Origin of the sequence: Nocardiopsis akebiae, from assembly GCF_018316795.1 — a bacterium.
Classification (GTDB): Bacteria; Actinomycetota; Actinomycetes; order Streptosporangiales; family Streptosporangiaceae; genus Nocardiopsis; species Nocardiopsis dassonvillei.
Genome location: NZ_CP074132.1, coordinates 5,802,189 through 5,824,613, shown reverse-complemented (window position 1 = coordinate 5,824,613; position 22,425 = coordinate 5,802,189). Strand labels below are relative to the sequence as shown.

Genomic DNA, 22,425 nt, shown 5'->3' with positions numbered 1-22,425 from the left:
CCCACCCGGGTAGACGGGGCCACGGAGGTCCCTCCGCGAGCGTACGCCCACCGCGACCGAGCCACCAGCCCTCCCCGCCAGCCTGTGGACGCCCCCGGCTCCGGCTGGCGGAACGCTGATCGCCGCCGGTGGCGCCGGGAGGGTCCGGCTCCGGTCAGCCCTGACCGTGTCCGCCGGGGAAGGGCCCGCCGGGAAGCTGCCCGTCCGGAGCGCCCGGTCCCGGCAGGGGGCCCTTGGGGTCCGGCCGGTACGGCGGGGTGGGGACCAGCTCGCGGGTGAGGAGCACCGCGCCCGCGGTGGCGGCGGGGAAGACCACGACCGCCAGGAACGGGATCGCCAACAGGAAGTACGTCGGCACCGCGTAGCCCAGCACCCGCGCCCGCCGCGTGCCCATGTGCCGGCGCCGCTCGCGGATGGTCGTCAGCCCGCGCCGGTCGAACGCGCTCGCCAGCAGCTCGACCGCCAGCAGCCACCCGCCCAGCACGGCGGCCAGCACCGGACCGACCACCTGGCCCACCAGCGGGATGAAACCGATCGCGAACACGGACAACGTGACCAGCAGGGACACCGCCACGATCGCCAGCGACTGCCGGACGGCCCGCCACATCGACGCCATCAGCGGCTCGTCGAGCTCGCCGGGGTCGTTGCCCAGCTCCTTCTCGACCAGTTCGGTGACCTTGTCGTAGATCGGTCCGCCCAGGGTCAGCGTGACCGTCGTGAACAGCACCACCATCAGCAGGAGGGACCCGGCCAGGACCGCCACGGACAGGGCACCGCGCAGCAGTCCCTGCCACAGGGGGTCCCAGCCGTCGGCGAAGGGCGTCGCCCAGTCGGCCAGGTCGGTCAGGTTCACCACCAGGAGCACGAACAGCGCCAGGAACAGCAGTGACGTGATCAGGGCGGGAAGGGCGCCGAGCAGGAACAGGCGCGGTCTACGCAACAGCAGGGTGAAGCCGCGCAGGAGGGCGCCGACGCCACCGAGGAACTCACGAACGGGATTGGCCACGGGGGAACCCTAGAGGAGACCGCTCCCGCTGTCAGATCCGGGCCCGGCGCCCCGGCCGTCATCCTCCGCGCCGGGACCGGCGCTTGAGTGTGCGCCGGTAGTCCTGGAAGCGGGCCTTGGCGATCACGGACCGGTCCGTGGTGCGCAGCACGATCCCCTCCGCCCGGCCGCCCGCGCCCCCGTCCAGCGCCACCCGGGTGCCCGGCAGGTACTCGGCGACGAACTCCGAGGTCTCGGCGACGCCTTGGGGCAGCTTGTCGGCGGGCACGGTGGCGAGCCGGGGTGTGAGCTCGATCCCCTCGTGCTCGGCCAGCCGCGAGAGCGCGTCCTCGGTGAGGAAGCCCTGGCCCCCGCCCTCGCGCCAGGCGGAGACCTCCTGCCGCCGCCGGGACAGCACCTCGGCCGGGACGGCCGCCGAGTCGAACATCCGGTACCCGACGGCGCGATCGCCGGTGTACTCGCGGCTGGCCGCGGTGACCTTGCCCCCGTACACCTCCAGGTAGTGGACGGCGATCCCGGAGTCCGGAGGGGTGATCCGGTCGGCCAGGGCGCGCAGGGCGTCGGCGATGCCCAGGGCGGGGTTCCCGATCAGGTCGTCCCTGGCGTACAGCAGCTCCTCGCGGCTGCCCAGCACGTAGTCCCCGGAAGGAAAGGAGACAATACGGGCATTCGCCCCATCCACCTTCTCGGTCAACACGACGTCGCCGGTGAAGGCGGTGGCCTCCTCCAGCAGTCCCCCGTTCTTGGGGTCGAGGGTGTGGTAGGTGGGGATGCTGGGGTACTTGGTGGCGGAGTTGAGAACGGACAGGTCGAGCGCGCGCAGGTCGGGGGCGGTCATGATCACTCCAGGGGGCTCATCCGGCTCATCGGGCTCGCCCGTTCCAAACGGTCTGTCGGGGCGGCACGGTGGGACGGTATCCCAGTGCCGCCCGTCCCGTCCCCCCGTTTTCGGCCAGCCCCCCGCACGCGTGCACCGCGGACTCCGGGGGAGTACGGCCTGTCCACAGGCGCGAACCAGGGGTGGTGGTGGAGGGCCGGGCGGGGCATGCTCGTGATGGGGCTCCCGCCGGTGCCACAGCGCAGTACGCCCCCGTACCAAGGTCTGCACCGCCGTCCACAGCCCCGAACACCGCGGCCCGGGCCTGTGGACAGGTGTGCCGGTTCCCCGGCCTCGGTCAGTCCGCGCTGACGTCGCGGTACCAGCCCTCCCGCCGGGACAGCTCCTCGTGCGTGCCCTGCTGGATCACCCGGCCGTCGCGCACCACGTAGATCCGGTCCACACGGTCCAGGCCCGTCAGGTCGTGCGTGACCAGCAGGGTGGAGTACCCCTCGGCCGCGGCCAGCAGGTCCTCCACCACCGCGTCGCGCGTGTCCGGGTCCAGGTGGGCGGTCGGCTCGTCCAGCACCAGCACCCGGGGCGCCGCCAGCAGGGCGCGGGCCAGTGCCAGCCGCTGCACCATCCCGCCGCTCAGGCCCAGGCCGTGCGTGCCCACCCGCGTGTCCAGCCCCTCGGGCATCGCCGTCACCTCGTCGGCCAGCCGCGCGCGCCGCAGCGCCTCCCACAGCTCCTCGTCCTCCGCGCCGGGCCGGGCCAGCCGCAGGTTCTCCCGCAGCGTCGAGGCGAACACGTGCGGGTCCTGCGGCACCCCCGACACCACCCCGCGCACCTCGTCGGCCGGGTAGGACGTGACGTCCTCCCCGCCGATCTCCACCAGGCCGCCGTCCGGATCGCGGAACCGCAGCAGCACCGAAGCCAGCGTGCTCTTGCCCGCGCCGCTGGGGCCGATCACCGCCACCGTCCATCCGGCGGGGATCTCCAGGTCCACCCCGTCCAGCGCCCACGGTTCGCCGGGTCCGTAGCGCACCCGCAGGTCCCGTACCCGCACCGTCGCGTCCCCGTGCGGGTCCAGGCCCGTGCGCGTGGGCGCGGCGACCGCGGGCGGGGTGTCCAGGACCCCGAACAGCCTGGCGCCGCTCGCCCGGATCGCCCCCAGCCTTGCCGCCACGGCGGGCAGCGGCGCCACGATCTCGAACGCCGCCAGCGTCACCAGAACCAGCACCGCCAGAGACACCGCGTCCAGCGTCCCGCCCGCCACGGCGGCCACACCCAGGAACAGCGCGCCCCACACGGTCAGCCCGGTGATCAGCGCGCTCGCCCCGGCGCCCAGCCCCAGGATCGCGGAGTCCCTGCGCGCCAGCCGGGTCAGCTCCTCGTCGGCCGCGTACACCCGCGCCACCTGCTGGTCCATGGCGCCGTAGGCGACCAGGTCGGGCGCCCCGTGCAGGGTGTCCACCAGGGTCGTCGACAGCTCCCCGCGCGCTCTGGCCTGGCGCCTGCCCGGTTCCCGGCCCAGCGCGGCCGCGGCCAGCGGCACCGCCAGCCCCGCCAGCAGCAGGCCCGCCGCCAGCAGCAGCCCTCCCGGGACGTACAGCGCGGTCAGGACCAGCACCGTGGCGCCGCCCGTCACCACCGAGACCAGCGGCGGCGTCAGGCCGCGCACGAGCAGGTCCAGGGTGGCCTCGGTGTCGTTGACCAGCCGGGACACCAGGTCGCCGGACCGGAAGCGGCCGAACGGCTCGGTCCTGGCGAGCCGCTCGTACACCCGCACCCTGACCTCGGCCAGCGTCCGGAACGCGGCGTCGTGGGTGACCAGCCGTTCCAGGTAGCGGGCCACCCCGCGACCCACGCCCAGCGCGCGGGTGGCGACCACGGCCACGCCCAGAGCGGTGATGGGCGGGTGGTCGGCGGCGGTGGCCAGCATCCACGCGGCCACTCCCAGCAGGGCCACGGCCGCGCCGGTCGCGGCGGCGCCCAGCAGCACGCCGAGCGCGAAGCGGCCCCCGCGGGGCCGGGCCAGGGCCGTCATCCGCAGCAGCGGGTCGCGGCGGGGTTCGCGCTCGGGCACCCGGAGCGTGTCGGGGGCGGTGGTGTCGGCGCTCATCGCGGCACACTCCCTTCCTGGGTCGGCAGCGGCAGCGAAGCGGTCCGCAGGGTGTCCCCGAGGACGCCGCGCGCCCAGCCGGTGTCGTGGGCGACGATGACGGCGGTCCGGCCCTCCAGGAGCCTGGCGACGGCCGTGCGCACCGCCGCGGCGCTCTCCGGGTCGAGGTGGGCGGTGGGCTCGTCCAGCAGGACGAGCGGGGCGTCCCGGCACAGCGCCCGCGCCAGCGCGATCCGCTGCCTCTGCCCGGCAGACAGGCGGGCACCGCGCTCTCCGAGCCGGGTCTCGTAGCCCTCGGGGAGGGCGCGGACGAACGCGTCGGCCTCGGCCAGCCGGGCCGCCTCGCGGACCCGGTCCATGGAGGCGTCCGGCGCGCCCAGGCGGATGTTGTCGGCCACGGACACGTCGAACAGGTAGGGGTTCTGGGGGACCCAGGCGGTGCCGAGGCGCCAGTCGTCGGCGTCGATCCCGTCCAGGGGCTCCCACCGCCCGCCGGGCGCGCGCACGCTGACACGCCCGCGGGTGGGCTCGTTCAGCCGCAGCAGCAGTGACAGCAGGGTGGACTTGCCCGCCCCGCTGGGGCCGGTGAGCAGCAGGTGCTCCCCGGCCGCCACCTCCAGGTCCAGTCCGGACAGGGCGGGCACGTCCCGTCCGGGGTAGAGCAGTTCCACGTCCTCGAAGCGGATGTCGCCCCCGGCGGCGGGCGCGGGTCGGCCGGTCGCCGGTGCATGGGCGCGGGAGCCGTCGGACCCCGTCGCCGTGGCCTTCACGGTGTCGCCGGAGGCGGCGGTCCCGGTCCGCGCCGCTTCGCGTCCGCGCTCCAGCTCGGTGAACACCTGCTCGGCGGCGGACACGCCCTCCATGCTCGCGTGGAACCGGGCGCCCACCTCCCGCAGCGGAAGGTAGGCCTCCGGCGCCAGGATCAGCACCAGCAGCGCCGTCTGGTAGTCCATGTGGCCGCCCAGCAGGCGCAGGCCCACCTCCACCGCGACCAGCGCCACCGCCAGGGTGGACAGCAGTTCCAGCGCGAACGCCGACAGGAAGGCGATCCGCAGCGTTCCCATCGTCGCCCGCCGGTGGTCCTCGCCCACCCGGCGCAGGATCTCGGCCTGGGCCTTGGCCCGGCGGAACACGGCCAGGGTCGGCAGCCCCTCCACCACGTCCAGGAAGTGTCCGCCCAGTCGGCTCAGCAGCTTCCACTGCCGGTCGGTGCGCTGCTGGGTGTGCATGCCGATCAGCGCCATGAACACCGGGATCAGCGGCACCGTCACCAGGATGACGATCCCCGAGATCCAGTCGGCCCAGAACACCACCGCCAGCACGGCGAGCGGCACGATCGCGGCCAGGACCAGCTGGGGCAGGTAGCGGGCGAAGTAGTCGTCGAGCGCGTCCAGGCCCCGGGTGGCCAGGGTGACCAGCTCGCCCGCCTTGGGCGAGCCCTGCTCGCCGCCCGGTTCCGCGGCCCACACCCTGCCCGAACCGGTCACGTGCGCCACGAGACGGCGGCGCAGCTGCGACTTGGTGCGCGCTGCGCTGTGCAGCGCTGAGGTCTCGGCCACGTAGGACAGCAGGGCCCGGACCACGGCGACGGCCGCGACCGCGCCGACCACCCAGCCCAGGGTGTCCAGCCCCTCGCCCCGCCAGGCGCCGGTGACGGCGCGGGCCAGCAGCCAGGCCTGGACCAGGATCAGGCCGGTGATGAGCGCTCCGCTGGCCACGGAGACGGCCAGGTGCGTGCGTACCGCGCCGGCGGTGCGCACCAGGCGCGGGTCAAGGGGTTTCATGGGCGCGGGACCTCACGACGTCGTTCGGGTCGGGTGCACGGCTGACCCGGAGTGGCTGGGGCCCCTCACGGTCGCCTCGGGCCTTCACGGTGGCACGGTGCCGCCCCGGTCGGCCTGAGCGGGCGCGACGGCCCCAGTATCCACCCGGTGCGCCTCGCGGACCGGCCGCCCCGCCCGCGGCGGTGGGGCCCGCGGGCGGGGCGGCCGGAAGCCCCCGGGCGGGTGCGCCCGGAAGGCTGCGCGGCGCGGTCAGGCGGCGGGTTCGGGATTCCTGCCTCCGTGGTCGGTGCGGGTGACGGTCGCCCCCGTCACGGTCTCGCCGGTCACCCTCCTGCGGAACACCCAGTAGCTCCACCCCTGGTAGAGGAGCACGAGCGGCAGGAACACCACCGCCACCCACGACATCAGGGTCAGCGTGTACTCGGCGGAGGAGGCGTTCGCGACGGTCAGGCTGAACGCGGGATCGGTGGTGGAGGGCAGCACGTTCGGGAACAGCGCGGTGAACAGGGCGGCGAACGCGGTCAGGATGGTCACCGCCGTGCAGGCGAACGACCATCCCTCGCGGCGCCGCCAGGCCGCCGCGACCCCGCCGGCCAGGGCGGCGGTGGAGAGGGCGACGAGCGGCAGGGTCGCGCTCCCGTCGCCGTGGGCGAGCTGGGTCCAGGCCAGGAAGAGCGAGACCAGCGGAACCGCGGCGCACGCGGACCACAGGGCGGCCCGGCGCGCGCGGGTCCGCACCGGCCCGTCGGTCTTCAGGGTCAGGAAGATCGCCCCGTGCAGGGTGAACAGTGACAGCGTGGTCAGCCCGCCGAGCAGGGCGTAGGGGTTGAGCAGGTCGGCCACCGAGGAGGTGACCACCTGGTCGGAGCCCATGGCCACGCCCCGGACGACGTTGGCGAAGACCACGCCCCACAGGAAGGCGGGCGCGGTGCTGCCCGCGAAGATCGCCCGGTCCCACCAGGCGCGCCACGCGGAGCCGTCGCGCTTGCCCCGGTACTCGAACGCCACACCGCGCAGGATCAGCGCGACGAGGATGAGGAACACCGGTGCGTAGAACCCGCTGAGCAGGGAGGCGTACCAGGCGGGGAAGGCGGCGAAGGTCGCGCCGACCGCCGTGATCAGCCACACCTCGTTGGCGTCCCAGACCGGTCCGATCGCGTTGATGGCGACCCTGCGGTCGACGGAGTCGCGCCTGCCCATGAAGGGCATGAGCGTGCCCACCCCGAAGTCGAACCCCTCCAGGACGAAGTACCCGATCCACAGGACCGAGATGGCGATGAACCAGATGACGGCCAGTTCCATGGTCCTTGGCTCCTAGTAGCTGAAGTGCGGGATCTTGGACTCGTCCTCGTCGTCCTCCAGGTCGGGGACGAGGTGGGATGGCCCGGCCTTGACGTACTTCAGGAGCAGGCCGACCTCGACGACGAAGAGCACCCCGTACACCGCGGTGAACCCGGCCAGGCTCGCCGCGACGGCCCCCAGGCTCACCCCGGGGGAGACGCTGGCCGCGGTGAGCAGTTCGCCGTGCACGGTCCAGGGCTGGCGGCCCATCTCGGTGAGCACCCAGCCGAAGATGTTGGCGGCCAGCGCCGCGGGCAGCGCGAGCATGGCCGCGTAGTAGAACCACTTGCCGGTCGGCGTGCGCTCCCTGCCCCAGGTGAGCAGGAGGCCGAGCGCGGCCACCGCCACCCCGAACATGCCCAGGCCCATCATCAGGCGGAAGGACCAGTACACGACGAACACGTTGGGGGTGTAGTCCCCGGGGCCGTAGTACTCGTCGTAGGCCTCCTCCAGGTTGTTCATCCCGTGCACCTCGCCGTCGAACTGACCGGTGGCGAGGAAGCTGAGCACGTTGGGGATGGTGATGTCGATGGGGTTGTAGCGCTCCTCGGTGTCGCCGACGGCCAGAGCGGAGAAGGCCGCGCCCTCCTCGGTCTCCCACAGGGCCTCGGCGGCGGCGAGCTTCATCGGCTCGTACTCGGCGGCGAGCTTGGCCTGGTGGTCGCCGGAGAAGACCACCAGGGCGCCGGCGACCAGGGTGAAGACCAGGCCGACCTTGAGCGTGCCGCGGAACAGGGCGAAGTCCTTCCGGGGCGGGACCACCCCGGGGGTGCCGGTGTCGTCGTGGTGGCTGTTGCGCCAGAGCTTGTAGGCGCTGACCGCCACGACGAACAGCCCGGCGGTGATGAAGGCGGCCGAGACGGTGTGCAGGTAGGTGGACCAGGCCTGGTCGTTGCTGAGCACGGCCCAGATGTCGGTGAGCTCGGCGCGCCCGTTCTCCTCGTTGACCGTGTAGCCGACGGGGTGCCGCATCCAGGCGTTGGCGGCGAGGATGAAGTACGCCGAGAGGTTGGTGCCGATGGCGACCGCCCAGATGCAGGCCAGGTGGACGCCCCGGGGCAGCCGGTGCCAGCCGAAGATCCACAGCCCGATGAAGGTGGACTCCAGGAAGAAGGCGAGCAGGGCCTCCATGGCCAGCGGGGCGCCGAAGACGTCGCCGACGAAGCGGGAGTACTCGCTCCAGTTCATGCCGAACTGGAACTCCTGCACGATGCCGGTGACCACGCCCATGGCGAAGTTGATGAGGAAGAGCTTGCCGAAGAACTGGGTGGCCTGTAGGTACTCGTGCCTGCCGGTGCGGTACCAGAGGGTCTGGAGCACGGCCACGATGAACGACAGACCGATGGTCAGGGGCACGAACAGGAAGTGGTAGATCGTGGTGACACCGAACTGCCACCTCGCGAGTTCAAGGGCTTCCATACCCGCCTCTCCAAGTACCGACCGCCGGTAGTACTACAGATCGTAGTTCTACAGCGTGTCGTAGATCCAGCGGGTCCCGCGGAAAACGGTGTTCCGTGCGTCTCCCCGGTGGGTGTGCGGGCTCTCCGGGGTGCGCCGGGGAAGGCCGCCGCCGCGCCTCCACCGCTGTCACCTGCGGGGAAGCCGCCGGGGAGGGCGGGGCGGCCGCGCGGGGAGCATCCGTGTGCGTTCGGACACACGCGCTCCGGGGCGCCCGGCCCTGCGGTCGCGGACAGGCGAGGGCGCGGGCGCGAACGGTTCAGGCCGGATACGGCCCGGAGCACGCGACACCCCGGCGTGAGGGGGCGCCGGGCACGGCGACGGCGGCCCACCCGCGGGTGGGCCGCCGTCGCCGTGTGCGCGAACGCGGGGTCAGTCGCCGGAGGCGCCGTCCCGGCGCTGGTCGATCATGCCCTCCATCAGGTCGATCTCCTTGAGCTGGGAGTCGGCCATCCCCTGGGCGAAGTCGGTGACCAGGTCCTCCTGACCCAGCTCCACCTCCGCCTCGGCCATCTCGACGCCGCCTTGGTGGTGGGCGATCATCAGCTCCAGGAAGAGGAGTTCGGCCTCCTCGCCCGTGGCCTCCTCCAGGGAGACCATCTCCTCCGAGGAGGCCAGTCCCGGCATCGTGTCGGGGACCTCGCCGCCCTCGCCGCCGTGGTCGTGGCCCTCCATCCAGGCCATCGGCTCCTGCACGCCCCGCGCGTTGAGGTCCCAGGCCATCAGCCACCCCTGCATGATCCCGATCTGGGCCTGCTGGGTGCGGGCGATGTCGGTGGCAACCGTGCGCAGCTCGGGGTCCTCGGTCCTCTCCAGGAGGAGCATCGACATGTCCACGGCCTGGGCGTGGTGCGCGCTCATGTCGCGCAGGAACCCGGCGTCGGCGCCGGTGTCCAGCGGGTAGGACGGGCGTCCCAGCAGGTAACCCCCGCCCAGGGCCAGTACGACGAGGATCACAGCGGTCCACGTCGGTACCGAGCGCCAGGAGGCCCGTGGCGGGGTCTCCTCGTCCGCCGCCCCGTCCTCCCACGGGGGTCCGTCGTCGTCCGGGGCATCGCCGACGTGGTCGGCGGTCCCGGCCGCGGGACCGTTTTTCTGTTCCATAGGAACCATCCTGGTCGAATCGCCCAACTCTGGTGCCAAAGTAGAGGATAGGTAAGTCCCTAATGTCACCATCCATCCCAGGAGACCCAGTGGCCAAGAAGAAGACGGCGGAGGAGCGTCGCCGCCGCGCCGCCGAGCTGAAGGCGCAACGCCTCAAAGAGGAACGCCGCCGCAAAATCCTTACCACCACCGGTATCACGACCGCTGTGGTCCTGGTCGTGGGTCTGATCGGTTTCCTCGTCTTCATGGAGTTCCGCAGCCGCACGATCTCGGGGGTGGAGGAGTACGAGGTCGGCTCCTACGTCCACGTGGACACCGGACAGCGCGTCGACTACGAGCAGAACCCGCCCGTGGGCGGCGACCACTGGAACGCCTGGCAGAACTGCGGCGTCTACACCGAGCCGGTGACCCACGAGTTCGCGGTCCACTCCCTGGAGCACGGCGCGGTGTGGATCAACTACCGGTCCGATCTGCCCGAGGATCAGGTGCAGGCGCTGACCGACATGTACAGCTCCGGCGACTACCTGGTGATCAGCCCCTACGCGGGTGAGCTGGACGCGCCGATCGTCGCCTCCAGCTGGGGGCGCCAGATCACCGCCGAGAGCGCCGACGACGAGAACCTCCAGCGCTTCGTGCGGCTCTACGAGCGCGGCACCGACGTTCCCGAGCCGGGCGCCGCCTGCTCCGGTGGCGTGGCCGAGAACGCCGAGGAGGTCGACGCCATGCTCGGCAGCGGCGCCGGCGTGGACGCCGAGACCATGGAGGGCCCCGAGGGCGGAGACGCCGGAGCCGAGGAGGGCGCCGGGGACGAGGCGTCCGACGCCCCCTCCGAGGCCGCCGAGGACGAGCCGTCCGCGGAGGAGTCGGCCGGGGCGGAGAACTGACGGGACTTTCCACCGTCACCGTGACCCCGTGATGACCGGCGTGGGGCCGTCAGCGTCCGCTGGCGGCCCCACGCGCGTGTCGTCCACGGGTCACACGGGCTGTCCACAGACCGCAGGAGCCTCTGGCGGGCGCGAGCCGCGCGGGATTAGCTTGGTAAAGGGGGAGGCCGCGCCTCCGCCAGCTTCGGCGTGCTCGCCGAACCCCGGCACGGGGCCGGCACACGGGCACCTGGGCGCCCCTCAGCGCGGGCGCGGTCTTCGCCGGGACGGGTGTGGGCACCGTCAGCGGGGGCGCCGTGTCACAGCTCCCCTTCGGGAAGCACGGGGACGTGTTCGACGATCAGGTCGCTGACCGTGGACAGCGCGGCGGCGGGGGCGCCGTGGGCGGCCGGGACCGACAGCTCCACGTAGGCCTCGTGGCCGATCGCCGTGTACATGGTGGGGGCGTCCTCCGGCTGCGGCAACCACGGAACACCGTTGACCTCCTGGAGGTAGGAGGTGCTGGTCAGCGTCACCGGGCGCTCCACCCCGCAGCGCAGTCCGATGGGCGGATCGCCCCAGGCGGCCGTGAGCTCCGAGTCGGGCCGCACCTGTGCCCGCTCCGCTCCCAGCAGGGTGTCGGGGAGCGCCGCGACGAGGTCGGCGCAGACCCCGGCGGTCGCCGCGTCCGGCTCGGGCGGCTGCATCCGCACGGTCTGCGCGCCGCATCCCGTCGCCACCAGGGCCAGGGCCGCGACCACACCGGCGTACGCGAACCGACTCAGCACAGCAGACCCCGCTCCGGACGACACGATGCGTCAGATGTTGACGATGGGACAGGTGAGAGTCCGGGCGATGCCGTCCAACCGCTGGATCCGGGCCACCACGAGGGCGCCCAGCGAATCGATGTCTTCGGCGCCGGCCTGGACGATGACATCGTATGGCCCGGTCACGTCGTGGGCCTTCTCGACCCCCTCGATGCCCCGGATGCGCCCCGCCACCTCGGCTGCCTGACCGACCTCGGTCTGGATCAGGATGTATGCCTGCACCATGAGTACTCCTTCGTGTCGCCGGTCGGAGCGGCGAGCGGTTCACGGCCGAGCCAGGGTGCGGCCGATGACGGACGGATGACAAGCGTGGGTCCGGACCACCGCGCCGGAGCGTCACCGTACCCTGATCCCTGTGCGGAACACCATTGGGGGTCTTGGTGAGTTCGCTCTGATCGCACGCGTGACGAGCCAATTCCCCACCACTGACGATGTAATCCTCGGGCCCGGGGACGACGCGGCCGTCGTCGCGTCCCCCGACGGCCGGACGGTCGCGACCACCGACCTGCTGGTCGAGGGCCGCCACTTCCGGCGCGAGTGGTCCACCGCCCGTGACGTGGGGCACCGGGCCGTCGCGCAGAACTTCGCCGACGTCGCCGCCATGGGCGCCCGCCCCACCGGCCTGCTCATCGGCTTCGCCGCGCCCGCCGACCTCCCCGTGTCCTGGGCGGAGGAGTTCACCGCCGGGGTCCGCGACGAGTGCGCGGTCGCGGGCGGAGCCGTCGTGGGCGGGGACATGGCCGGCTCGGACACCCTCACCATCGCGGTCACCGCGCTCGGCGACCTCCAGGGGCGGGCGCCGGTCCGCCGCGACGGCGCACGGCCCGGCGACGTGGTCGCCTACACCGGACACCTGGGGCTGTCGGCCGCGGGGCTCGCCCTGCTGGAGAAGGGGATCGACGGCCCGGCCGAGTGCCTGTCCGAGCACCGCAGGCCCAGCCCGCCCTACGCCCTCGGGGCGGAGGCGGCCCGGCTCGGTGCCACGGCCATGCTCGACGTCAGCGACGGCCTCGCCCAGGACCTCGGACACGTCTGCCGGGCCAGCGGTGTGCGCATCGACCTGGAGGAGGAGGCGCTGCGCCCCGAGCCCGCTCTCGTCGAGGCGGTCCGAGTCCTGGGAGCCGGAGCCGACACGGCCGGGCGGGCCGCGCGCGACCTGATGGTCGCCGGGGGAGAGGACCACGCCCTCGCCGCCGTCTTCCCGCCGCACACCGTTCTGCCCGCTCACTGGACCATAGTGGGAACCGTCGCGCGAACAACAGGTGAAACCGCGGCGGAAAACACAATTCCGGTCACTGTCGACGGGCGGGTTCCACCTCGCGGAGGATGGGATCATTTCCGGCGTTGAGGTGCCCGATGGGATTTGTCCTGTTTAACTCTCGCGCTAGGCTTTGCCAACGCGGCCTTTCCGGGCGCGGCACCCGCCCCGTGGGACGCCGCGGCCCCAGGAAGTCCCCGGGAGCGACCGACGGTCGGAGCAGGAAGCCACGGCTTCGCCGGTGTCCCCGCGCCAGACGGGGCGAACACGGCGGAGGGCGACGAGGGAGGGACCGAGACCGGAGCTCTCGGTGGAGGGCGCTGGCAACGTCGAGGGGCGGTTTATGGGGCGGCATGGCTGGCGGAACGGCAACCGCCGGGGTGTGCACCGCAGCGAGCCGGAGGACGTCGGCGTGCTGCGGCGGCTCGGCGGCCTCATCGAGAGCACGGTCCCCAAACGCGTCGAGCCCCCGCGGCTTCTCAACGTGCTCGTCGTCTCGGGCGTGATCCTCGGCCTGCTCCTGTTCGGTTACAGCACCACCCAGATCTACCTCCAGTTCGGCGGCGCCCCCGGCGCGACCGAGGCCCCCGGAACCCAGGACGGGGTCCAGCCCACGCACGACGCCTCGCCCGGGACCGACACCGAGGAGCCCGCGGCCGAGGACGAGGGGGCGCAGGGGCCGCAGACACAGGCGGGTTCGGAGCCGACCACGGTCGTCTACCGCGTCACGGACTCCACGGCGGCCGGTTTCAGCGGCCACGTCACCGTCACCAACACCTCGCGGTCCAGCCTGGACGGCTGGGAGCTGGCCCTGGCCTTCGACTCCGCCGAGGTCACGCACGTCAACGGCGCGGACTGGGCGAGGATCGAGGACGGCATCCTGGCCCGCCGGCCCGCCGACCAGGGCAGCCTGGAGCCCGGCGACTCGGTGGCGCTCACGTTCGAGGCGACCGGCGTGCCGCAGAGCCCGATCCGCTGCTCCCTCAACGGGCACGTCTGCGAACTGTGAAAGGGGGAGCGGGGACCTCGGGGGCCTACGGCCAGCCGAGATCCGCGCCGCGCGGCGCGGGGCCCCGCGCCCGACAGGCCCCCGACAAGGGTGAAGGCCCCCGACCGAGATGGTCGGAGGCCTCCATGGAAGGTCCTGAGGGCGGGAACCCTAGCGGGTCACCTTGCCGGCCTTGATGCACGAGGTGCAGGCGTTCACGCGCTTGGGCGTGCCGCCCACACGGGTGCGGACGGTCTGGATGTTGGGGTTCCAGCGGCGGCGGGTGCGACGGTGCGAGTGGGAAACACTGTTACCGAACCCTGGTCCCTTGCCGCAGACGTCGCAGACGGAAGCCACGGTAACTCCATTCAAGCGCTCGGGATCGCGCACGTCGCCGCACGCGAAGGTTCATCCGACCGGGAGAGGTCGGGCGGACTGGTTGACGGTGACGCCAACCGTGGAAGGTTACACGAAGGACCTGGCCCGACGCGCAGTGCGGGCCTACGACCGGTGTCCGTACGTGTGATGGTGGGCCGCGCCGTGGTCGAGAACGACCCGGTTGACCACCGAGAGCATCGAATCAGCCACGCGGGCATGGCGAAAACGCGATGAACTCCCACGAGTATACCCCGATCGGGAGGGGCGGGAGCCGCCGACGGAGAACCGCCGCCGGGTCGGCCTCCCCGGGCCGGGGGGCGCCCGACAGCGGTGCCCCGGCTCCCTCCCCCGTGACCGAGGGCCGACCGCGGCGGCGGGAAGGCGCGCGAGCGTCGCACCGGAGGACTACCGTGGCGGTGACCGGCGATCCGAGACGGGAAGCACACGTGAGCACCTGGGACGAACCGCTGAGCAGGGGGCCCCTCAGGGGCAAGACGGCCAAGGCCCTCGCCGAGAAGCTCGACCTGCACACCCTCGGCGACCTGCTGCGCTACTACCCGCGCCGGTACGACCGGCGCGGCGACCTGACCGACCTCGCGGCACTGCGCGAGGGCGAGGAGGTCACCGTGCAGGCCCGCGTCCTGGACGCCAAGCGGCGCACCGTGCCCGCGCGGCAGGGGCGGCGCCGCATGGACATGATGGAGGCCACCGTCACCGACGGCACCGGGCGGCTGCACCTGACCTTCTTCAACCGGGGCTCCTACCACCAGGGAGCCCTCGTGCCCGGGCGCCTGGCGATGTTCTCCGGCCGGGTCTCCACCTTCAAGGGCCGCCGCCAGCTCGACCACCCCCAGTACGAACTCCTCGACGAGGACGGCCACGAGGGCGAGCGGGCCCGGGCCTACGCCGAGGAGCTCATCCCCGTCTACCCGGCGGTCAAGGGCCTGGACTCCACCACCATCGCCCGCACCGTCGACATCGTCCTCGCCGACGTGGACAGCCTGCCCGACCCGCTGCCCCCCGAACTGCGCGAACGGCGCGGACTCCTCGGCGTCGCCGACGCCCTGCGCCGCATCCACCGGCCAGCGGAGTGGTCCGACGTCGGCGCCGCCCGCCGCCGGTTGAAGTGGGACGAGGCCTTCGTCCTGCAGCTCGCGCTGGCCCAGCGGCGCAACCGCGCGGAGGACCTGCCCGCCAAGCCCCGGCCCGGCGCGGTCGACGGCCTCCTGGACGCCTTCGACGCCCGACTGCCGTTCACGCTCACCGAAGGCCAGCGGGAGGTGGGCGAACGCCTCGCCGAGCGGCTCGACGCCGCCCACCCCATGCACTGCCTGCTCCAGGGCGACGTCGGCGCGGGCAAGACCCTGGTGGCGCTGCGGGCCATGCTCCGGGTCGTGGACTCCGGCGGCCAGGCCGTCATGCTCGCGCCCACCGAGGTCCTGGCCCAGCAGCACCACCGGTCCATCAGCGCCATGCTCGGCGCGCTCGGCCGCGCAGGGCAGATCGACGGCGCGGAGAACGCCACGCGGGTGGCGCTGCTCACCGGCTCCATGAACGCCGCCTCCCGCCGGGAGGCCCTGCTCGACGCGGCGTCCGGCGCAGCGGGGATCGTCGTGGGCACCCACGCCCTGCTCCAGGAGCACGTGTCCTTCGCCGACCTGGGGCTGGTGGTGGTCGACGAACAGCACCGGTTCGGCGTGGAGCAGCGCGACGCCCTGCGGGAGAAGGCCGTGGACGGGCGCCCCCACGTGCTGGTCATGACGGCCACGCCCATCCCGCGCACCGTCGCGATGACCGTCTACGGCGACCTCGACGTGGTCGCCCTCACCCAGTTGCCCACCGGCCGCGCGCCCGTGTCCACGCACGTGGTGCCCGCGAGCGACAAGCCCCACTTCCTGGCCAGGGCCTGGGAGCGCATCCGGGAGGAGGCGGACGGCGGGCACCAGGCCTTCGTGGTCTGCCCGCGGATCGGCGACGACGCCAAGGAGGAGGCGGAGGAGGAGGTCGGCGCGGGCGACGGCGAGGAGGCCGCGGGCGCCCGGCCTCCCCTGGCCGTGCTCGACGTTGCGGCGCGGTTGCGGGAGGGGCCGCTCTCCGAACTGAGCGTGGAGGTCCTGCACGGCCGGATGGCGCCCGACGACAAGGACGCGGTGATGCGCCGGTTCTCGGCCGGGGACACCGACGCCGTCGTCTCCACCACCGTCATCGAGGTGGGCGTGGACGTGCCCAACGCCACAGTGATGGTCATCATGGACGCGGACCGCTTCGGCGTCTCGCAGCTGCACCAGTTGCGCGGCCGGGTCGGCCGGGGGCGGTTGCCGGGGCTGTGCCTGCTGGTCACCGACGCAGAGGAGGGCTCCCCGGCGCGTGAACGGCTGGCCGCGGTGGCCGCGACCACCGACGGCTTCGAACTCTCCCGGGTGGACCTGGAGATGCGCCGCGAGGGCGACGTGCTGGGCGACTCGCAGTCCGGCGCCCGGTCCAGCCTGCGCATGCTCACCCTGCTCAAGGACGAGGAGCTCATCGGGGACGCGCGCGAGGAGGCGACGGCCTACGTGGCGGCCGATCCCACGCTGACCGGGCATCCGCCGCTGGCCCGGGCGCTGGAGACGCTGCTGCCCGAGGAGCGGGCGGAGTACCTGGACAAGGCCTGAACGACCGGGGCGGCCGGCGCGCCCCGGCCGCTACCGTGGGGGCATGACCCGCATCATCGCCGGTACGGCCGGTGGACGGCGCATCTCCGTCCCCGAGGGCCGTAACACCCGCCCCACCAGCGACCGGGCCCGCGAGGCGCTGTTCTCCTCCGTCCAGTCCGACCTCGGCTCCCTCGACGGCGTCCGGGTGATGGACCTGTACGCGGGCTCGGGGGCCATCGGGCTGGAGGCGCTGTCCCGGGGCGCCGCGCACGCGCTGCTGGTGGAGGCCGACCGCCGGGCGGCCCAGGTGCTGCGGGGCAACGTCCAGACGCTCGGGCTTCCCGGGGCGAGACTGGTCGCCGACCGCGTGGAGCGGGTGGTCGGCGCGGACAACACCGGCGCCCCCTACGACCTCGTCGTAGCCGACCCGCCCTACGCCGTCACCGACGCCGAGGTCGCCGGGGTGCTGGCCCACCTGGTCGGCCGCGGCTGGCTGGCCGAGGACGCCGTGGTCGTCGTCGAACGCTCCAAGCGCGGTGCCGAACCCTCCTGGCCCGAGGGCCTGGAGCGCGACCGCAGCCGGGGGTACGGGGAGGCGGTTCTCTGGTACGCCCGCCCGTCGCCCGCCACCACCCTCATCTGACGCCTGCGGCGCGGTGTTTCCGTGCCCGTCGCCCGCCACCACCCTCATCTGACGCCTGCGGCGCGGTGTTTCCGTGCCCGTCGCCCGCCCCGCACGCCTCGTCCCCGGCCCCGGCGCGCCTCCCGGGCGGCGGCGGGAAGCGGGGTTAGAACACGGCCAGGAGTGGGGTCGCCGGTTCGGGAGGGGAAGCCCGTTTCGGCCGTCATGGCGGGCGGGGCGCCCAAAGCGCGCACACGTCCCGACCACGGGCGGAGACGAGCGCTAAACGGGTGTTGCCCGAATCCGCGCGGGGGCCAAGCCCTACCATCGCGTTACCCGAACGTCGTTCGTTGCTGAAAGGGGCGATCCACCGTGCGCCGTGTCGTCTGCCCGGGTTCCTTCGACCCGGTGACCTACGGTCATATCGACATCATCGGCCGGGCGGCCAAACAGTACGACGAGGTCGTCGCCGCCGTGCTCAACAACGTCAACAAGCGCGGCCTGTTCACGGTCCCGGAGAAGCTCGACATGCTCCGGGAGGGCACCGCCGAGTTCGACAACGTCCGGGTCAGCGAGTTCGACGGCCTCCTCGTCGACTTCTGCCGGGAGAACGGCATCGAGACCATCGTCCGCAGCCTGCGCTCGGTCAGCGACTTCGACTACGAGCTCCAGATCGCCCAGATGAACTACCAGCTCTCCGGCGTGGAGACCGTGTTCATGACGGCGAACCCGCAGTACTCCTTCCTGTCCTCCAGCCTCGTGCGCGAGATCGCCCAGCACCGCGGGGACGTCTCCAGCCTGGTCACCCCCCACGTCCAGGAGCGCCTGCGCGAGAAGTACGAGCAGAGCAGGTCCGAGGGCCCCTGATCCGGGCCCCGGGCGTTCGGCTCCGCCGCCCGTCCCGCCGCCGGGCCGGGGCTGATTTGGGCGGCAGGGTACATGCTGGGTACAATCTCGGTTTGACCATGGGTACCGTCGGTTCTCGGCGTGCCCCGACACCGGCCGCGCCCGTCGCACGCGACGCCTCCCGCGCGTGCCGGTGCTGCGCCCGCAATCCTCGTGAAAGCCCGATGACCCTGTCTCGCCTAGATCCTCGTGACCCGTTCGTGGTCGACACCCGCCAGCTGGGCCGCCAGCCGGGGTCGATGCGGACCGTCAACCGCATCGTCACCGTCCCCGAGGCGTTCGCCACGGCGATGGCGGCCGTGCCCGAGGGCAGCGAGGTCGAGTTGGACCTGCGCCTGGAGGCGGTGATGGAGGGAGTCCTCGTCACCGGCACCGCCCGCGGCCAGCTCACCGCGGAGTGCTCGCGCTGTCTGGACCCGATCTCGGACGGTGTCGAGGCCGGATTCCAGGAGCTGTACCGCTACTCCGCCGACGACGACGCGGTGTCGGGGACGGACGAGGACGCGGACGACGAGGATGAGGACTACTATCTGGAGGGCGATCTCCTCGACCTCGGACCCGTGGTCCGAGACGCCGTCGTGCTCGCGCTCCCGCTCACACCGTTGTGCGGTCCGGACTGCCCCGGCCTGTGCTCCGAGTGCGGTGCCAAACTCGCCGAGGCCGGGCCCGACCACGGCCACGGCGACAACATCGACCCGCGCTGGGAGGCGCTCCGCGACATCGCGGACGACCCCGGCGAACGATGAGCTCGTGCACCGATCGCGGACGGCCGCCCCCGGGCGAGCCCCCGCCGACCGGGGCACACCTTCCCCGCCACAGTGCGCGGGGTGACCGAGAGAAGCGACCTCCCGCGACCGCGCGGGGGTGACCCAGGAGGATTGAAGTGGCCGTCCCGAAGCGGAAGATGTCGCGGAGCAACACCCGGACCCGTCGTTCCCAGTGGAAGGCGTCGCGCCCGGTGCTGGTCAACTGCCCGCGCTGCCGCGACCCCAAGCAGCCCCACATCGCGTGCCCGACCTGCGGCACCTACAACAACCGCCAGGTCACCAACCCGGCCTAGGCGGGCCGTGGATCACATGGTTGGTCCTGCGCACCGCAGCCGAACGCGTCCGGCGGATGACGGGTCCCGGGTCCTCGCACCCGGTTCCCCAGCCATCTCGGGGCGGATCCCGCACAGGGGTCCGCCCCGAAGTGCTGTCACCGGTCGACGGGCCGCCGGAGCGTCCGGGCCCGCGCACGTGCCGAGTCACGTGCCCGTGTCCGTTCCGCTCCGCGTGCGCGGCGGGCGCCCGCCCCGGTGCGGGCGGTGTCCGCGCGGATTCGGGCCCCTGCCCTCGTACTCCTTGAGCGCCGCCGTACGCGGGTTTGTAGAGTGATCCCAAGGAACAAAGCGTGATACACGACGAGCACCGGCGCGCGGTAGCGTGCGCGCGCCGCACGGCGGTCCGGGCTCTCCCGGGTTCCCGAGTTCGTGGTGGTTGCCGGGGGAGCGGAGCCTCCCGCGACGGTCACCTCGTTTTCGAGCACCCTGGCGGAGCCGCGGGGTCCGCACCCGACTCCAGCCGTCCGCGCGCCGCAGCCCGGCGCGTACGAACAGGGAAGTGAACGAGTGGCCAACCAACTCCCCGTCTCCGAAGCCAAGGCGTTCCACCAGGCCATCGGGGTCGAAGTCGATCCGAAGATCCTGCTCAGGGCGCTGACCCACCGCTCCTACGCCTACGAGAAGGGCGGCCTGCCCACCAACGAGCGCTTGGAGTTCCTCGGGGACTCCGTGCTCGGCTTGGTGGTCACCGACACCCTCTTCCGCAAGCACCCCGACCTGCCCGAGGGGCAGCTGGCCAAGCTGCGCGCCGCCGTGGTCAACATGCGCGCCCTCGCCGACGTCGCACGGGGGCTGGGCGTCGGCGCCTACATCCGGCTCGGCCGCGGTGAGGAGGGGACCGGGGGCCGCGACAAGTCCTCGATCCTCGCCGACACCCTGGAGGCCGTCATCGGCGCCGTCTACCTGGACCGCGGCCTGGACGTGGCCTCGGAGTTCGTGCACCGCCTCTTCGACCCGCTCATCGCCACCGCCTCCGGGCTGGGCGCGGGCCTGGACTGGAAGACCTCCCTCCAGGAGCTGACCGCGGCCGAGATGCTGGGCGTCCCCGAGTACCACGTGGACGAGAGCGGGCCCGACCACCAGAAGACCTTCCGCGCGACGGTCCGCGTCGCGGGGCAGAGCTACGGTCTGGGCGAGGGGCGCAGCAAGAAGGAGGCCGAGCAGCAGGCCGCCGAGTCCGCGTGGAAGGCCATCAAGGCCCGCTCCGAGGCCGCCGCCGTACCCGGCGACGGGCAGGGGTGAGGCGGTCGTGCCCGAACTCCCCGAGGTCGAGGTCGTCCGGCGAGGCCTGGCCGAACACGCCCTGGGCCGCACCATCGGCGCCGTCGAGGTCCTGCATCCCCGCGCGGTGCGCCGCTACCTGCCCGGCCCCGCCGACTTCGCCGCCCGCCTGTCGGGCCGCGTGCCCACCGCCGCGCGGCGCCGCGGCAAGTACCTGTGGCTCGTCCTGGACAGCGGCGAGATGCTCCTCACCCACCTGGGCATGAGCGGGCAGATGCTGGTCCAGCCCGAGGGCAAGGCCGACGAGAGGCACCTGCGGGTGCGCCTGCCCCTGTCGGACGGCACCGAGCTGCGCTTCGTCGACCAGCGCACCTTCGGCCACCTGATGGTGGACGTGCCCGGGGCGCGCGAGGACGTGCCCTCGTCGGTGGACCACATCGCCCTGGACCCGCTGGACCCCGACTTCGTCGCCGAGGACTTCGTGCGGGCGCTGCGGGCCCGGCGCACCGAGGTCAAACGGGCTCTGCTGGACCAGTCGCTGATCAGCGGGGTGGGCAACATCTACGCCGACGAGGCGCTGTGGCGGTCCAGGCTGCACTGGGCGCGCTCCACGCGGGGGCTGTCCGACGCCGAGGCGGTGGAGCTGCTGGGTCACGTGGGCCAGGTGATGAACGAGGCCCTGGAGGTGGGCGGCACCACCTTCGACGGCCTCTACGTCAACGTCAACGGCGAGAGCGGCTACTTCGAGCGCGGGCTCAACGCCTACGGCCGCCGCGACCGCCCGTGCGGGCGGTGCGGAGCCCTCATCGTGCGCGAGGCGTTCATGAACCGCTCCTCCTACAGCTGTCCGACCTGCCAGAGGGCGCCCCGAGGCCGGAAATAAGGCCCCCTTGGCGTGTCGGCAAGCAAAGTATGTCTGCCAGGTAAGTAAGGAGTCCGTCCGTGGGGGACGAGGTCGAGGCAGTCCGGGTGACCGCGTGGGTGCGCGGGCACGTGCAGGGCGTGGGTTTCCGCTGGTGGACGCGTTCCAAGGCGCTGGAGCTGGGCCTGGTCGGGGCGGCGACGAACCTCCGGGACGGCCGCGTCGAGGTGGTCGCCGAGGGGCCCAGGGGCGCGTGCGAGCGGCTTCTTGGCCATCTCCGGGGCGGTGCAACACCCGGTCGTGTGGACTCCGTGGTCGAACGTTGGTCCTCGTCTGGGGGGACGTTCACCGGATTCGACGAACGGTGAGTATGCTTGTGGGGTAACGCGATTCGAGCACACCGCGCGACCGCGGCGGTCCCCAGGGGCTCGCGGCGGGGTCTCGCGGGGTGTGAGGCGACCATCGTGCGGCCGTTCCGCGCGTTCCGGCCGGACCGGGGTAGCCGTGTTCGGATCGTGCGCTGCCACCTGCCCGGGATACCTGTCCGGGGCGTGGCCGTTACGGACTGTCGTAATCCAATCTTGACCAGCGACTCGCACAGTGAGACTCTGGAAGACACATCGCGCAGATCTTCCACCCGGGCCGGACCACCATCGGTCGGCTTTCCACGGGACATCACGTGCGCGGATCATCACTGGTCACTCAGTGTGGAGGACCCACATCATGGCGAAGGCTCTGTTTGGCCACGTCGGCGTCTCCGACCCTCGGATGGTCTCGGAGGTGCGGCGGCTCCAGAACCGGGTACGCGACCTCGAGGACGAGATCAGCCGTCTCCAGGCACAGAACGACCAGCTCAGCATGGCCGTCACCGATGCCGCCTCCGGCGCGACCGACCGCGAGCCGGCGCTCGCCTGACCTGACGCCGTCGACGTTTCGGGCGCAGCCAGAGCTGCTCTTTCCGATGTGGTCGACCCACTGACGGGGACGCCGAACACACGAGTCAGGCGTCCCTGGCCGGGACCGTCGACGGACCGGGTCCGCTGTCCCCAGTCCGCTCCGCCGCAGACTTTCCTTTCCCTTGCGGCTCTTTTTACCGTTGTACCCGGCGGGCCCTTCCACAACCCTCC

22 protein-coding genes are annotated in these 22,425 nt (G+C 72.7%); 12 read left to right on the top strand and 10 right to left on the bottom strand.

The features are described from left to right. Nucleotides 1–154: 154 nt before the first annotated feature. From KGD83_RS24855 to KGD83_RS24825, 7 genes are all read right to left on the bottom strand, one after another. Nucleotides 155–1,006, bottom strand: coding sequence for an EI24 domain-containing protein (locus tag KGD83_RS24855; protein WP_212641417.1), 852 nt, complete (start codon nt 1,004–1,006; stop codon nt 155–157). A gap of 58 nt (nt 1,007–1,064) precedes the next feature. Next, the gene (locus KGD83_RS24850) at nt 1,065–1,844 is read right to left on the bottom strand and encodes an RNA ligase family protein (RefSeq protein ID WP_212641416.1); all 780 of its coding nucleotides are present in this window, start codon (nt 1,842–1,844) and stop codon (nt 1,065–1,067) included. A gap of 337 nt (nt 1,845–2,181) precedes the next feature. Next, nucleotides 2,182–3,948, bottom strand: a complete 1,767-nt coding sequence (gene cydC, locus KGD83_RS24845; RefSeq protein ID WP_212641415.1) for a thiol reductant ABC exporter subunit CydC — start codon at nt 3,946–3,948, stop codon at nt 2,182–2,184. Then, the gene (cydD, locus tag KGD83_RS24840; RefSeq protein WP_212641414.1) at nt 3,945–5,732 is read right to left on the bottom strand and encodes a thiol reductant ABC exporter subunit CydD; all 1,788 of its coding nucleotides are present in this window, start codon (nt 5,730–5,732) and stop codon (nt 3,945–3,947) included. The genes cydC and cydD overlap by 4 nt, the downstream gene beginning before the upstream one ends. Nucleotides 5,733–5,981: 249 nt before the next feature. Then, on the bottom strand, nt 5,982–7,034 hold the full coding sequence (gene cydB, locus KGD83_RS24835) for a cytochrome d ubiquinol oxidase subunit II (RefSeq protein ID WP_212641413.1): 1,053 nt from the start codon (nt 7,032–7,034) through the stop codon (nt 5,982–5,984). 12 nt (nt 7,035–7,046) lie between these two features. Beyond that, nucleotides 7,047–8,492, bottom strand: a complete 1,446-nt coding sequence (locus tag KGD83_RS24830; RefSeq protein ID WP_212641412.1) for a cytochrome ubiquinol oxidase subunit I — start codon at nt 8,490–8,492, stop codon at nt 7,047–7,049. 411 nt (nt 8,493–8,903) lie between these two features. After that, entirely contained in the window at nt 8,904–9,635 is a 732-nt protein-coding gene (locus KGD83_RS24825; protein WP_212641411.1) for a DUF305 domain-containing protein, read from the bottom strand. An 89-nt stretch (nt 9,636–9,724) separates the two neighbouring features. On the opposite strand from KGD83_RS24825, the gene KGD83_RS24820 reads away from it, so the two are divergent. Next, nucleotides 9,725–10,519 carry a DUF3105 domain-containing protein gene (locus KGD83_RS24820; RefSeq protein WP_212641410.1) on the top strand — a complete coding sequence of 265 codons (795 nt, stop codon included), beginning with the start codon at nt 9,725–9,727 and terminating at the stop codon, nt 10,517–10,519. A 299-nt stretch (nt 10,520–10,818) separates the two neighbouring features. On the opposite strand, the gene KGD83_RS24815 is transcribed toward KGD83_RS24820, so the two are convergent. Both KGD83_RS24815 and KGD83_RS24810 read right to left on the bottom strand, forming a co-directional pair. Further along, complete coding sequence (locus tag KGD83_RS24815; RefSeq protein WP_212641409.1) at nt 10,819–11,286, bottom strand: DUF3515 domain-containing protein; 468 nt, start codon at nt 11,284–11,286, stop codon at nt 10,819–10,821. A 30-nt stretch (nt 11,287–11,316) separates the two neighbouring features. After that, nucleotides 11,317–11,550, bottom strand: coding sequence for an Lrp/AsnC family transcriptional regulator (locus tag KGD83_RS24810; RefSeq protein ID WP_212641408.1), 234 nt, complete (start codon nt 11,548–11,550; stop codon nt 11,317–11,319). A 130-nt stretch (nt 11,551–11,680) separates the two neighbouring features. Here KGD83_RS24810 and KGD83_RS24805 point away from each other — a divergent pair, with 130 nt between their 5' ends. Both KGD83_RS24805 and KGD83_RS24800 read left to right on the top strand, forming a co-directional pair. Continuing rightward, complete coding sequence (locus tag KGD83_RS24805; protein WP_212641407.1) at nt 11,681–12,673, top strand: thiamine-phosphate kinase; 993 nt, start codon at nt 11,681–11,683, stop codon at nt 12,671–12,673. A 253-nt stretch (nt 12,674–12,926) separates the two neighbouring features. Beyond that, entirely contained in the window at nt 12,927–13,592 is a 666-nt protein-coding gene (locus KGD83_RS24800; RefSeq protein ID WP_212641406.1) for a cellulose binding domain-containing protein, read from the top strand. A 150-nt stretch (nt 13,593–13,742) separates the two neighbouring features. Here KGD83_RS24800 and rpmB read toward each other — a convergent pair whose 3' ends face one another. Continuing rightward, nucleotides 13,743–13,928, bottom strand: a complete 186-nt coding sequence (gene rpmB, locus KGD83_RS24795) for a 50S ribosomal protein L28 (protein ID WP_013151263.1) — start codon at nt 13,926–13,928, stop codon at nt 13,743–13,745. Between the two features lie 467 nt (nt 13,929–14,395). Here rpmB and recG point away from each other — a divergent pair, with 467 nt between their 5' ends. The 9 genes from recG (at nt 14,396) to KGD83_RS24750 (ending at nt 22,213) form a co-directional block, all read left to right on the top strand. After that, nucleotides 14,396–16,603 carry an ATP-dependent DNA helicase RecG gene (gene recG / locus KGD83_RS24790; protein WP_212641405.1) on the top strand — a complete coding sequence of 736 codons (2,208 nt, stop codon included), beginning with the start codon at nt 14,396–14,398 and terminating at the stop codon, nt 16,601–16,603. 43 nt (nt 16,604–16,646) lie between these two features. After that, a complete protein-coding gene (rsmD, locus tag KGD83_RS24785) occupies nt 16,647–17,228 on the top strand; it encodes a 16S rRNA (guanine(966)-N(2))-methyltransferase RsmD (RefSeq protein WP_212641404.1) in 582 nt (193 codons plus the stop codon). A 351-nt stretch (nt 17,229–17,579) separates the two neighbouring features. After that, nucleotides 17,580–18,074 carry a pantetheine-phosphate adenylyltransferase gene (coaD, locus tag KGD83_RS24780; protein WP_212641403.1) on the top strand — a complete coding sequence of 165 codons (495 nt, stop codon included), beginning with the start codon at nt 17,580–17,582 and terminating at the stop codon, nt 18,072–18,074. Between the two features lie 203 nt (nt 18,075–18,277). Next, nucleotides 18,278–18,859, top strand: a complete 582-nt coding sequence (locus KGD83_RS24775; protein ID WP_212641402.1) for a YceD family protein — start codon at nt 18,278–18,280, stop codon at nt 18,857–18,859. Between the two features lie 137 nt (nt 18,860–18,996). Beyond that, nucleotides 18,997–19,173: a 50S ribosomal protein L32 gene (gene rpmF / locus KGD83_RS24770; RefSeq protein ID WP_013151268.1), complete on the top strand. Its 177-nt coding sequence runs from the start codon at nt 18,997–18,999 to the stop codon at nt 19,171–19,173. Between the two features lie 549 nt (nt 19,174–19,722). Beyond that, a complete protein-coding gene (rnc, locus tag KGD83_RS24765) occupies nt 19,723–20,457 on the top strand; it encodes a ribonuclease III (RefSeq protein ID WP_212641401.1) in 735 nt (244 codons plus the stop codon). A 7-nt stretch (nt 20,458–20,464) separates the two neighbouring features. After that, on the top strand, nt 20,465–21,319 hold the full coding sequence (mutM, locus tag KGD83_RS24760) for a bifunctional DNA-formamidopyrimidine glycosylase/DNA-(apurinic or apyrimidinic site) lyase (RefSeq protein ID WP_212641400.1): 855 nt from the start codon (nt 20,465–20,467) through the stop codon (nt 21,317–21,319). A 59-nt stretch (nt 21,320–21,378) separates the two neighbouring features. After that, entirely contained in the window at nt 21,379–21,666 is a 288-nt protein-coding gene (locus tag KGD83_RS24755) for an acylphosphatase (protein ID WP_212641399.1), read from the top strand. A gap of 355 nt (nt 21,667–22,021) precedes the next feature. Further along, nucleotides 22,022–22,213, top strand: a complete 192-nt coding sequence (locus KGD83_RS24750; protein WP_019608670.1) for a hypothetical protein — start codon at nt 22,022–22,024, stop codon at nt 22,211–22,213. Nucleotides 22,214–22,425: the final 212 nt, after the last annotated feature.

Bases quoted from the DNA above. Each gene is read 5' to 3' on its own strand.
- KGD83_RS24850 (WP_212641416.1), bottom strand. From the start codon at position 1,844: ATGACCGCCCCCGACCTGCGCGCGCTCGACCTGTCCGTTCTCAACTCC.
- cydC (WP_212641415.1), bottom strand. From the start codon at position 3,948: ATGAGCGCCGACACCACCGCCCCCGACACGCTCCGGGTGCCCGAGCGC.
- cydD (WP_212641414.1), bottom strand. From the start codon at position 5,732: ATGAAACCCCTTGACCCGCGCCTGGTGCGCACCGCCGGCGCGGTACGC.
- cydB (WP_212641413.1), bottom strand. From the start codon at position 7,034: ATGGAACTGGCCGTCATCTGGTTCATCGCCATCTCGGTCCTGTGGATC.
- KGD83_RS24830 (WP_212641412.1), bottom strand. From the start codon at position 8,492: ATGGAAGCCCTTGAACTCGCGAGGTGGCAGTTCGGTGTCACCACGATC.
- KGD83_RS24825 (WP_212641411.1), bottom strand. From the start codon at position 9,635: ATGGAACAGAAAAACGGTCCCGCGGCCGGGACCGCCGACCACGTCGGC.
- KGD83_RS24810 (WP_212641408.1), bottom strand. From the start codon at position 11,550: ATGGTGCAGGCATACATCCTGATCCAGACCGAGGTCGGTCAGGCAGCC.
- KGD83_RS24800 (WP_212641406.1), top strand. From the start codon at position 12,927: ATGGGGCGGCATGGCTGGCGGAACGGCAACCGCCGGGGTGTGCACCGC.
- rsmD (WP_212641404.1), top strand. From the start codon at position 16,647: ATGACCCGCATCATCGCCGGTACGGCCGGTGGACGGCGCATCTCCGTC.
- KGD83_RS24775 (WP_212641402.1), top strand. From the start codon at position 18,278: ATGACCCTGTCTCGCCTAGATCCTCGTGACCCGTTCGTGGTCGACACC.
- KGD83_RS24750 (WP_019608670.1), top strand. From the start codon at position 22,022: ATGGCGAAGGCTCTGTTTGGCCACGTCGGCGTCTCCGACCCTCGGATG.